Origin of the sequence: Micromonospora sp. URMC 105 (assembly GCF_051386295.1) — a bacterium.
Classification (GTDB): Bacteria; Actinomycetota; Actinomycetes; order Mycobacteriales; family Micromonosporaceae; genus Micromonospora.
This window is the reverse complement of sequence record NZ_JBPQTL010000138.1, coordinates 1-10,874: the sequence shown is the minus strand read 5'-3', so window position 1 is coordinate 10,874 and position 10,874 is coordinate 1. Positions and strand designations below refer to the sequence as shown.

The window sequence follows — 10,874 nt, the reverse complement described above, 5'->3', positions numbered from 1 at the left end:
CCCTTGCGCGCACTTTCCGAGAAAGCGTGGCCATGGAGCGCGAAATGGCCACGCTTTCGGAGAAAGTGCGCGCAGAGGGCGGGGGGTGTGAGCGCGGCGGCGTTCGGTAGCCTGTGTGGCCGTGGACACAGGTGAGAAGAGCCGGGTCGTGGTCGAGACGGTCGCGTTGAATCCGCTCGACCCCAAGGAACTGTTGCAGACCTTCGGGCTGATCGGCGTCTGGGTGATCCTCTTCGCCGAGACCGGCCTGCTGGTCGGCTTCTTCTTCCCGGGCGACTCGCTGCTGTTCCTGGCGGGCGTCGCGGCGTCGCCGGTGGCGGACGCGATCTTCGGCGACGGCACCCGGCTCTCCCTGATCGGGCTGCTGATCGGCGGGCCGATCTGCGCGATCGTCGGCGCCCAGCTCGGGCACTGGCTCGGCTCCCGGTACGGCCGGCGGATGTTCGACCGTCCCAACTCCCGCCTCTTCAAGAAGGAGTACGTGGAGAAGGCGGAGTTCTACTTCCAGAAGTTCGGCCCGGCGAAGGCCGTGGTGCTGGCCCGGTTCATCCCGATCGTGCGGACCTTCCTGAACCCGGTGGCGGGCACGCTCGGCATGCCGGCCAAGCAGTTCTTCCTCTGGAACGTGATCGGCGCGATCGTCTGGGTGGACGGCATCCTGCTGATCGGCTACCTGCTGGCCGAGCAGATCTACAGCGCGATCGGCGACAAGATCGACCGGTACATCCTGCCGGTGGTCGCGCTGATCATCCTGATCTCGGTGCTGCCGATCTTCTTCGAGTTCCTGCGCGACCGGAAGGCTCGCAAGCGGGGCGAGGCCATCGCCGTGGTCGCCGCCGCGAGCGCGGTCGGCGCGGTGGACGCGGTGCGCGACACCGTGGAGCACCACCTGCACCACGACCAGCCGCAGCAGCCGCAGGGCGACCGGCGCTACCCGGACCACGGCCAGGGCCGCTGACCTCGGACGCGACGAACGGCCGGCCCCGGAAGGGACCGGCCGTTCGTGTCACCGGACGAACCGGTGGACGGATCAGCGAGCTGGCTGGTGACGGGCAGGCGTCACCACCCGATGACGCCACCCCTGGTACGTCACCGGACGTCGCCCCGGTCGGGGACGACGCGCGGACACCGGGTCAGCGAGCCTTCTTGGTGGCCCGCTTGCGCGGCGGGGTCAGCAGATCCGCGATCGTGGCGATCGCGGACGGCACCAGCCGGTAGTAGGCCCACACACCGCGCTTCTCCCGCTCCAGCAAGCCGGCCTCGGTGAGGATGCGGAGGTGGTGGCTGACCGTCGGCTGCGAGAGGCCGAGGGGCGCGGTCAGGTCGCAGACGCACGCCTCGCCCTCGGGGGCCGACTGGATCAGGCTGAGCAGCCGCAGCCGCGCGGGGTCGGCAAGGGCCTTGAGGACCCCCGCCAGCCGCTCGGCATCGGCACGTTCGATCGGCTCGCCGGCAAGCGGCGAGATCTGAGGCATGGTCATTTCAGCCAACGCAGTTCCCACGTATTCCATCCTTCCACCAGCAGCATCGATCCGCCTGCATATCAGCAGATCCGAATCGGCAAACTTTTACGCCACAAGGCCGAGGTCAGCCAACGTATAGGCCGCCTTGTACGGCAGTCCGGCGGCTCGCACGGCGTCCCCGGCTCCTCGATCAACAATAACCGCCACACCCACGACCTCCGCCCCGGCCTCGCGCAACGCCTCGACGGCGGTCAACACGCTGCCGCCCGTCGTCGAGGTGTCCTCCACGGCCAGTACCCGCCGGCCGGCCACCTCAGGCCCCTCGATCCGACGTTGCAGGCCGTGCGCCTTGCCCGTCTTGCGAACCACGAAGGCGTCCAACGGGCGGTCGGTCTCCGCCGCGACGTGCAGCATCGACATCGCGATCGGATCCGCGCCGAGGGTCAGCCCGCCGACCGCCTCATAGTCCCAGTCCGCGGTCAGCTCGCGCATCACCCGACCGACCAGCGGTGCAGCCTGGTGATGGAGCGTGACGCGGCGCAGATCGACGTACCAGTCCGCCTCGCGGCCCGAGGAGAGCACCACCCGGCCGTGGACCACAGCCAGGTCGGAAATGAATTTACGCAGGTCGTCGCGGTGCCCCATGGCGATAGAGGGTACTGCGCGAGTCTGTACGCCGGATGTGGGGTCCACCTGGGTCAGCCTCGCGGGCGACCGACGGGTGGCGATGGACGGCTACGCTGTGCGACTGGCCGGTAAAGCCGTACCCTGCCGACGTCCGGCGTCGCCGGGGCGCGCAGGGTCTCGCGGGCTCAACCGCCGGTCGGCTCGACCCGGCCCCGGCGGTCGCGGTACGCCAGCCGCAGCAGCCGTCGCGGCGCGTGCCGCAGGCCGGCCACGGCCAGTTTGTACTTCCAGTCCGGGACGCTGATCTGCCGGCCTTTGCGCAGGTCACGCAGGGCAACGTCGACGACGTCGTCGGCCCGCAGCCACATCCAGCCCGGCGTGCCGGACATGTCGATGCCGTTGCGTTCGTGGTAGCCGGTGGCGGTGTAGCCGGGGCAGAGCGCCATCACCCGTACGCCGAGCGGCCGCACCGACAGGTCGACGGACTCGCTGAAGCTCGTCACCCACGCCTTGCTCGCCGGATACGTGGAACCGGGCATCACCGGACCGAAACCCGCAACGGAAGAGACATTTATCACTGCCCCGTTCCGTCGATCCGTCATCGGGCCCAGGGCGGCGAGGGTGAGCCGCATGACCGCGTGCACGTTGAGCCGCAGCAACCGCGCCTCGTCGGCGACGGTGGACCGCAGGAACGGCTGGTTGAGGCTGAGCCCGGCGTTGTTGACCAGCAGCTCGACCGGGGCGGCGGTGTCGGTCAGCCGCCGTTCCACGACCGTGCAACCGTCGTCGGTGGACAGATCGGCGGGGAGCGTCTCCACCCGGTGACCGTGCCGGGCGGTCAGCTCGGCGGCCACCTCGTCGAGCCGGGCGGCGTCCCGGGCCACCAGCACCAGCTCCCAGCCGTCGGCGGCGAGCCGGCGGGCGAACGACTCACCGATGCCGGCCGTCGCGCCGGTGACCAGCGCCCGTCGCGGGGTGGCCGGGGGAACGGAGGTCACGGGCGCTCCTCAGCGGGACGGCGGCGGAGCCTGCAGGGGCGGATAGGGGCCGTACGGCGGCGGCGTCGGGGCCGGCGTCGGCCGGGTCCGGCCGAACCAGCCGCTCGCCGCGGGCAGCGCCAGCAGCACGGCCACCACAAGGTAGCCGAGCGACTGGCCCACCGAAAGGGCCCCGTTCAGCGGGATCCACCACGACGGGTAGGCGTCGCCGAGCAGGCCCAGCAACTCGGCCGTGGTCTGCTCACCGGTCCGCAGCGGGCCGGCCCGCTGCCCCACCAGGGCGGCCAGGGCGCCGCAGCCGCAGAGCAGTCCCACCCCGGCGACCACCCAGGTCGCCACCCGGGCACCCCGGCGGCCGGCGAGCAGCCCGGCGGCGAGACCGATCAGCAGCAGACCGACCAGGACGGTGAGCACCGCCGAGAGGATGGTGGTGACCCGGAGCAGGGTGACCACGCCGTCGACCTCGTCGGGGCGCGCGCCGGTGGCGGCGGCGGCCGACCGGAGCCGGTCCACCGTGCCGCCCAGCGCGAGCAGCGCCGCGACCGCGTACGCCCCGGCGGCGAGGGCCATCAGGCCGAGCACCGCCGCGGCCAGCGTGACGGCGGCGGGCCGGCGCGCCGGCGCCTGATCGGGGTACGACACGACGATTCCCTCCGGTAGGCGTCGGCTTGCAACCTACTCGGAGGGAATCGTCGGCGTCGCTCGTACTCGCCCGTCAGCTGCCGGTCGGGCGGGTCGGGTCGGACGGCGGGCCGCTCTCACCCGGCCGGTCCTGCCCCTGCCCACCGGGCTCCGGCTGACCGGCCGGCGGTGCGGCGGGCGCGTCCGGAGACGGTGCCGACGGCGGCTGCCACGGCGAGGCGGCCGGAGGCTGCTCCGGCGTGGCCGGGTAGCCGGGGGTGGGCGGGTAGCCGGGCTCACCCGGGGCCGACGGCTGACCCGGCTGCGCGGGCGGGTAGCCCGCCTGCGGGTAGCCGGGGGCCGGGTAGCTCGGCTGACCGGGGTAGGCGGCGCCGGGGACCGGCGGCTCCCACGCCTGCTGCGGCTTGCGGAAGAACTCGTTCGCCTTGGGCAGGGCCAGCAGGATCAGCGCTGTCAGCAGGGCGAGCAGGGACACCACCGAGAGCAGCAGGGTCACCGGGGCGTACCAGGACGGCAGTGCCTCCGTCAGCCGGCGCTGCACCTCCTCGGCGCTGGGCACGTCGCCGCCGGTCGTCCCGCCGGCACCGGCGCCGAAGCCCCCGGCGGCGTTGCTGGCCGTGCCGAGGCCGCAGCAGCAGAACATCAGGCCGCCGAGCACCCAGGTGGTGATCCGGGTGCCGTTCACGCCCCGGTTGTTGAACAGGCCGAGCACGGCCAGCACGATGGCCAGCAGCAGCCCCACGATGGCGCCGCCCAGGCTGAACGCGATGGCGAAGTCCGCCACCCCCTGCACCCCGTTGGCGGAGGTGCCGCGGTAGGCCTCGTCCATCACCTCGCGGATGGTGCCGATGGTGGCGATCGCGATGATCAGGTTGATCACCTGGATGAGCGCGAACAGAATCAGCAGATAGCTGGAAATCGTCACGACGGCCGGTCGGACGCGGGCCGGTGTGTGCTGGGAATCGACCATGATTTCTCCCTTCCCCTAGATCGCGCCCACACCGTATCCATATCGGCCCAACTGTGCGCGCACCACGCAGCGGCGGCCGGACGGCGGGGTCAGTAGCCGCGCCACTCCGCGCGGGCGTACTCCAGCACCTTCGGCTGCAGCAGTGTGGAGGCCGGAACGGCGAGGCGGGCCCGGTCGGCCGGGAAGGCGGCCGCCGCCCGGAGCACCGACGGGTCGAGGAAGCGTAGCGGCGGCGCGTCCGCCGGCAGTTCCAGCGCCGGCGGGGTGGCCCCCGGCGCGGCGAGCAGGAAGCCCCAGTCGCCGAAGGAGGGCACGTCCACGTGGTACGGCACGGTGGCGAAGCCGGCCGCGCGTACCGACGCCTCGATCGACCAGTACGACCGGGGCGCGAAGTACGGCGACCCGGACTGCACCACCAGCCGGCCGCCCTCGGCGAGCGCCGAGCGGATCAGCGCGTAGAACTCGACGGTGTAGAGCTTCGCGGTGGCGGTCTCGTCCGGGTCGGGCAGGTCGGCCACCACCACGTCGAACCGGTCCGTGGCGGTACGCAGCCAGCCGAAGGCGTCGGTGTTGACCACCCGCACCCGGGGGTCGGTGAACGCGTCGCCGTTGAGCCGGCGCAGCTGCGGCTCGGCGCGGGCCAGCGCCACCACCGCCGGGTCGAGGTCGACCACGGTCACCCGGCGTACGTCGGGGTAGCGCAGGATCTCCCGGACGGCGAGCCCGTCACCGGCGCCGAGCACCAGCACCTCGCCGCGCGGCCCGCGCAGGGCCGGATGCACCAGCGCCTCGTGGTAGCGGTACTCGTCGACGGAGCTGAACTGGAGGTCGCCGTTGAGGTAGAGGCGCAGGTCGGTCTGGGCCTGCCCGACCTCCCGCACCGACCGGGTGAGCACGATCTCCTGGTAGCGGCTGCGCTCGGCGTGCACCACCGGGTCCCGGTAGAGCTGCTGCCGGGCGGTCAGCTCGAAGTCGGCGGCGGTGATCCAGGCGTAGGAGAGGCAGAGAGCGACCACCACGGAGCCGGCGGCGAGCGCGACCCGGGCCCGGCGGCTCAGCTCCGCGCGGAAGACCGTGCAGACCAGCGCGACGCCGGCCACCGCGTTCACCGCGCCGACCACCAGTGCGCCCTTGAGCTGGCCGAAGACCGGCATCAGCAGGAACGGGAAGGCCAGCCCGCCGAGGAGCGCCCCGACGTAGTCGGCGGCGAACAGGTCGGCCACCGCGCTGCCGGCGGACTGCTCGCGGATGCGTTGCAGCATCACCATCAGCAGCGGGATCTCCGCGCCGATCAGCAGGCCGAGCACGAACGCGGTGCCGACCAGCGCCGGACCGTAGAGGTCCAGCCAGGCGAAGGCGGCGTAGAGGCCGAGCACGGAGAGCCCGCCGAGCAGCGCCAGGGTCAGCTCGATCACCGCGAACGCGGCGGCCGCCCGGGACTGCAACGGCTTCGCGACGAGCGCGCCGACGCCCATCGCGAAGACCATCACGCCGAGCACGATCGAGGCCTGCCCGACCGCGTCGCCGATCAGGTAGCTGCCGAGCGCGACCAGCGCCAGCTCGTAGACCAGGCCGCAGGCCGCGCAGACGAAGACCGCGAGCAGCACCGCCGCCCGGGCCGCCCGCCAGCGCGGCCGCGCCGCCGGTCCGGCGTCGGCCGGGGCCGGCGGCACGTCGACGGTCACGCCTTCTCCGGGGTACGCGACGGCACCGCGTCCGCCCCGGCGCGCTGCGCGGATTCGACTCCCCGGCGCTCGCGACCACTCCGGCTCGGCGCGTCTGGCGCCGCGCCGCGACCCGGAGCAGTCGTCCGGCGGCGCTGCACGACTCCGACGGTCACCAGCAGTGCGGTGACCAGCAGCAGGCCACCGGCGGCGAGCAGGTAGCCCCAGCGGTCCCGCCACAGGTCGCTACCCGGGTCGGGCAGCGGCGAAGGCTCCGCCGCGGCCGCGGCCGGGGCCGGGGTGGCGGCCGGCTCGACCACCCCCGCCTCGACGGCGAGCAGCGGCAGCATCACGGCGGCCCGGGTGACACCCCAGCCCGGGTCGTCGATGAAGACCTTCTCGGTGATTCCGAGCCGCCCCAGGCCGTCCGCGACACGCAGCAGTTCCGACGAGGAGAAGTCGCCGGAGCCGTTGACGGTGACGTAGGCGCTGTCGTCGCTCTCGCTGCTCTCCGACGGGTAGTAGATCCGGACGCTCACCTGCATCCAGCGCGGGCACGACGGGTTCTCCTCGACCGCCACCCCGTCGCCGAGGTTGGAACCGACGCTGACCGGATCTGCGGAGCCGAAGTCGTCCCTCAGCTCCCAGCCGTAGCAGACGCCCTGGCTGGCCGAGGAGCGCGCCAGGACCGCGACGGTGTCGGTGCGCTCCTGCGCGGTCGGCGGCGGCACGACGTCGGACGCGTCGTCACCGTTGACGATCGACCCGATGGTGCAGGCGGCGACGGTGCCCAGCAGGCCCACCCAGATCAGGGCCTGCTTCCACACCGGTATCTCGGCGCTACTCGCGTGGCTCTTCGCGCCGGTGCTCGCCGGGCGTCCGGCGGCGCCCGGCCGCTTCGGGGCGGCCATCAGCTGATCGCGGCGGCGATGATCGCGCCGGTGGCGAGGTGGACGACGGCGGAGACCCAGACCGCGGGGTGCGGCTCCGGGTCGACCAGGATCTCACCGAGCCGGCCCGGGGTCGCCGCGTCGAGCAGCAGGAACGCCCCGGCCATGACGACCAGGCCCAGGATGCCGTACGCGGCGGCGCCGACCAGGCCGAGGGCGACGTCGTCGGCACTGGCGGCGATCGCGGCGACCACGATGGTGCCGACGCCGGCCAGGTTCGAGGCGAGCAGCAGGGCGGCGTTGCGGTTGCGCCCGGTCCAGATCAGCTCGTGGAGCTTGCCGGGGGTGGCCACGTCGACCAGGACGTAGCCGACGGCCATCAGGACGACGCCGACCACGCCGTAGGCGAGCGTGACCAGCAGATCGGTGACCAGGGTCTGCACAGGGGACTCCAGGGGGTGTCGTTCGGTCGGGCTACTTGCCGCTGCCGGGGCCGCCACCCCGGACGGTGCTGCCCCGGCCCCAGCCCCAGTGGCTGCCCACGGTGGAGTGGTAGCGCGGGTAGGCGGTGCGGAGGCGTTCGAGGAGGATCACCGAGCCGGTGGCGATCGGCAGGATCACCACCGAGTCGTCGTCGTAGCGCAGGTAGACGCCGCTGCCGTCGACGTACTGGTCGGCCGGCTGCCAGGCCTCGGTCACGTCCTGCGCCACCTGGCTCGGCGTCTTGTTCGAGGTGTACGCGACCGCCTCGCCGCCGATGTCCCGGCTGGTCGCCCGGGTGTAGCGGTCCTCGACGTAACCGCGGGGCGAGAAGTTGCCGTAGAAGATCGCGAAGGCGGCGACCAGGGCACCGATGACCGCGAAGGCCACTCCCACCACGAACCAGCGCCGGTACGTCATCGCAGTGCCACCACCGTCTCGGTCAGGACCAGCTCGTTGGTCTGGGGATACGCGTGCCAGGTGCGCCAGCCGACCGAACCGTCCGGCGGGTCGGGACGGACGGCCAGCGCGGTGACCGCGTCCGGGTCGCCGGGAAAGACCCCGACCAGCGCGTACGGGTCGTCGGTCAGCTCGGCGCGGAGCGCGGTGACGCGGGCGCGCAGTTCACCGGCGGGCGGCCGGAGCACCGTGGCGGTGAACCGGTAGCCGTTCGGTTCGTCGTGCAGCGTGCCGGGCAGGTGCGGCGGCCGGCCCGGCAGGCAGGCCACCGTCTCGGTGAGCCCGCCGGTCGGCGTGGGCAGGACGACCTGGTGCGAGGCGCCGAGCAGGCGCAGCCGCACCCGGATGCCGCCGGGCAGGTCGACCTCGCGGACGGCCAGGGCCGGCAGCTCGGGATCACCGAGGGCCAGCCCGAGGTCGGCGGCGCTGGTGTCGACGTACGGGGTGTCGATGCTGACCAGCACCCTCAGGCCACCTGTCCCGGGCCGGCCTGCGGGTAGATCATCACCTCGGAGCGGAGCAGCGGCTCGCCCACCGCCACCTCCCAGCCGGCCTCCCCGTACGCCTCGAAGGCGAGCCGCGCCCCGCCCTGCGCCCGGTAGTCGTGGTAGCGGACGGTGCCGCTCGGGTCGAGGCCGGTGGTGCCGGTGGCCGAGTACCGGGCCTGCCCGGACTCCTCCCACGAGTAGCGGCGGCCGGCGAAGTCCAGGGTGGGCGCACCCGGCGTGACGGTGGCACCCGGTTCGGCGGTCCAGAGGACCAGCTCCACGTCCGGGTCCTCCTCGACGGAGAGCCAGCGCTTGGCCCCACCGGCGTCGTCGAGCAGGTGCTCGGCCCAGCTCCAGGCGCCCTCGACCAGATGCACCGAGCCGCGGATCGCGTACGACACCTGCCGGATCTCGACGAGATCGCCGGGCTTGAGGGTGCGCGGGTCACCCCGGAGCGCGTCCGCGTCGGTGTCCCGGAACGGGTCGCCCGATGCCGCCGGCCTCGGCTTCCGCCGCTGCCGGGCGAGGGCGATCAGGGCGATCACCACCCCGGCGATCCCGACCAGGCACCCCACCGCCGCCACCAGGTACGCCACCGACCCGTCCACCGCGACCGCCTCCCCATGCGTCGGCCGAGACGGTAACAACCGCGCGCACCTGGGGAAACAAGTCCACTGTTGAGTGACCGGCCAGTGACTCAGCGTCGGTGCGCTCCGGCCCCTCAGGTCAGCTCGGCGGCGACTGCCCGGCGTCCGGTGCGGGCGGCGGCGCAGCGGGAGTGACCTGGGTCGCCGGGGCGGCATCTGGCTGTGGCGACGCGGCGGCCGACTCTTGCGGCGCGGCGGCCGGCTCCGGGGACGCGGCGGCCGACTGTTGCGGCGCGGCGGCCGGGTGCGGCGACGCGGCGGCCGGGTGCGGCGGCAGCCCGTGGGCGCGGGGGTCGGGGCAGAGCATGTAGCCGGGCGGCAGCAGGAAGGCCGGCGGGTAGGGCGGGTGCAGCGGCGGTCGGGGGGCGTCGGGCGTGGCGGCGCGGGGCACGAACCAGCGGTGCACCGGCGGCAGCACCAGCAGCACCACTGCGGCGGCGGTCAGGCCGAGGACCAGCGTCGCCCCCACCCCGCCGACGGTGAAGAGCACCTCCCCCGTCGGATCGGACCCGGTGCCGTAGAGCGTCTCCAGGAACTTGGACTCCTCCGGCATGAACTCGGCGGGGATCTCCTCGCCCTCCCACTCCTCCTCCGGACCGCCGATGGCGAAGAAGAACGGGATGAACAGGAGCGCGAAGCCGCCCTGGGCGCAGCAGACCAGCGCCTGCAGCCCGCCGGCCACGAAGACCAGGATCCGGGCGACGTTGCTGCCCCGGCGCACGCCGCGCGCGGTCAGGGCGAACCAGAGGGCGAGCAGCAGCGCCGCCACACCGATCACAGAGGACATGAAGATGTTGCCGAACCGTTCGTCGGAGACCTCCGCCGGGTCGGCGTCGGGCACCAGCCGGGCCGCGCGGTCGATCTCACCGTTCCACTCGACGGCGTGCCAGAGCACCAGGCCGACCAGGGCGAGCAGCACGACGACTGCGGCGATCTGCAACCAGTAGGCGACCGTGACGGCGGTGGGTCGGGGTGGGCGGGCCGGCGCGGCGGCGTCGTGCGTCATGCGGGGGAAGCTACGGTCTGCCCGCCGTTCGCCGCAGCCCCGTTCGGTCGGACTCCGGCCTACGTTCCGGCAAGCCGGTCGGCGGCGTACCCGCCCAGGGTGGCGTTGCCCATCACGCAGCCGGTGAAGGTGGTGAACTCGCCCCGGTCCGCGCGGAGCGACGCCCAGGCCTCCCGGGCCGCCGCCGGGTCGACCCGCTCCAGGAGGCTCGCCGCGTACGCCTTCCCGGCCGGTGAACCGTGCCGGAGCAGCCAGTCGACCTTCTCGCGTGCCTCGTCCGGGTGGGCATGGAGCGCCTCCTCGACCCGCCGGTACGCCTCGGTCACGGGCAGCAGGGTGCCCGCGATCCCCACCCCGCCGAAGGCGACCGTGTCCGCCCCGGCGAGTTCCCTGACGGCCGCGTCCAGCTCCTTGTCCCTGCTCTTCCCGATCCCGAACATCCCTCCATCCTTCCCCGTCCCGCCGACCCCCACCCTGATGATCAAGAGGTTTGCGTCGGCGGAAGCGTGCCCGCCGACGCAAACTTCTTGATCATCAGGG

Annotated in this window: 14 protein-coding genes; 1 reads left to right on the top strand and 13 read right to left on the bottom strand. The window is 73.2% G+C overall.

Going from position 1 to position 10,874, the window contains the following annotated elements; translation table 11 throughout:
- The first annotated feature begins 115 nt into the window (after nt 1-115).
- Nucleotides 116-958 (top strand): DedA family protein, encoded by an 843-nt coding sequence (locus ACSNN7_RS27190; protein ID WP_436683867.1) that lies wholly within the window; start codon nt 116-118, stop codon nt 956-958.
- Between the two features lie 175 nt (nt 959-1,133).
- On the opposite strand, the gene ACSNN7_RS27185 is transcribed toward ACSNN7_RS27190, so the two are convergent.
- The 13 genes from ACSNN7_RS27185 to ACSNN7_RS27125 all read right to left on the bottom strand — a co-directional run bounded on the left by ACSNN7_RS27185 (nt 1,134) and on the right by ACSNN7_RS27125 (nt 10,774).
- Nucleotides 1,134-1,511 carry an ArsR/SmtB family transcription factor gene (locus ACSNN7_RS27185; RefSeq protein ID WP_007454255.1) on the bottom strand — a complete coding sequence of 126 codons (378 nt, stop codon included), beginning with the start codon at nt 1,509-1,511 and terminating at the stop codon, nt 1,134-1,136.
- Nucleotides 1,512-1,568: 57 nt separating this feature from the next.
- Complete coding sequence (gene pyrE, locus ACSNN7_RS27180) at nt 1,569-2,108, bottom strand: orotate phosphoribosyltransferase (protein ID WP_436683865.1); 540 nt, start codon at nt 2,106-2,108, stop codon at nt 1,569-1,571.
- Nucleotides 2,109-2,275: 167 nt separating this feature from the next.
- A complete protein-coding gene (locus tag ACSNN7_RS27175) occupies nt 2,276-3,088 on the bottom strand; it encodes an SDR family NAD(P)-dependent oxidoreductase (protein ID WP_436683864.1) in 813 nt (270 codons plus the stop codon).
- A gap of 9 nt (nt 3,089-3,097) precedes the next feature.
- Nucleotides 3,098-3,730, bottom strand: a complete 633-nt coding sequence (locus ACSNN7_RS27170) for a hypothetical protein (RefSeq protein WP_436683863.1) — start codon at nt 3,728-3,730, stop codon at nt 3,098-3,100.
- Between the two features lie 73 nt (nt 3,731-3,803).
- Nucleotides 3,804-4,700 (bottom strand): hypothetical protein, encoded by an 897-nt coding sequence (locus tag ACSNN7_RS27165; RefSeq protein ID WP_436683861.1) that lies wholly within the window; start codon nt 4,698-4,700, stop codon nt 3,804-3,806.
- 89 nt (nt 4,701-4,789) lie between these two features.
- On the bottom strand, nt 4,790-6,385 hold the full coding sequence (locus tag ACSNN7_RS27160; RefSeq protein WP_436683860.1) for a polyamine aminopropyltransferase: 1,596 nt from the start codon (nt 6,383-6,385) through the stop codon (nt 4,790-4,792).
- Nucleotides 6,382-7,275 (bottom strand): hypothetical protein, encoded by an 894-nt coding sequence (locus ACSNN7_RS27155; protein ID WP_436683859.1) that lies wholly within the window; start codon nt 7,273-7,275, stop codon nt 6,382-6,384. The genes ACSNN7_RS27160 and ACSNN7_RS27155 overlap by 4 nt, the downstream gene beginning before the upstream one ends.
- Entirely contained in the window at nt 7,275-7,697 is a 423-nt protein-coding gene (locus tag ACSNN7_RS27150; protein ID WP_436683858.1) for a DUF350 domain-containing protein, read from the bottom strand. Before ACSNN7_RS27150 ends, ACSNN7_RS27155 begins: the two co-directional genes overlap by 1 nt.
- A gap of 31 nt (nt 7,698-7,728) precedes the next feature.
- Complete coding sequence (locus tag ACSNN7_RS27145) at nt 7,729-8,154, bottom strand: DUF4247 domain-containing protein (RefSeq protein ID WP_436683856.1); 426 nt, start codon at nt 8,152-8,154, stop codon at nt 7,729-7,731.
- The gene (locus tag ACSNN7_RS27140) at nt 8,151-8,657 is read right to left on the bottom strand and encodes a DUF2617 family protein (RefSeq protein WP_436683855.1); all 507 of its coding nucleotides are present in this window, start codon (nt 8,655-8,657) and stop codon (nt 8,151-8,153) included. The genes ACSNN7_RS27145 and ACSNN7_RS27140 overlap by 4 nt, the downstream gene beginning before the upstream one ends.
- A 2-nt stretch (nt 8,658-8,659) precedes the next feature.
- A complete protein-coding gene (locus ACSNN7_RS27135; protein ID WP_436683854.1) occupies nt 8,660-9,289 on the bottom strand; it encodes a DUF4178 domain-containing protein in 630 nt (209 codons plus the stop codon).
- A 118-nt stretch (nt 9,290-9,407) separates the two neighbouring features.
- The gene (locus tag ACSNN7_RS27130) at nt 9,408-10,334 is read right to left on the bottom strand and encodes a hypothetical protein (RefSeq protein ID WP_436683852.1); all 927 of its coding nucleotides are present in this window, start codon (nt 10,332-10,334) and stop codon (nt 9,408-9,410) included.
- 59 nt (nt 10,335-10,393) lie between these two features.
- Nucleotides 10,394-10,774, bottom strand: coding sequence for a hypothetical protein (locus tag ACSNN7_RS27125; RefSeq protein ID WP_436683851.1), 381 nt, complete (start codon nt 10,772-10,774; stop codon nt 10,394-10,396).
- Nucleotides 10,775-10,874 lie beyond the last annotated feature (100 nt).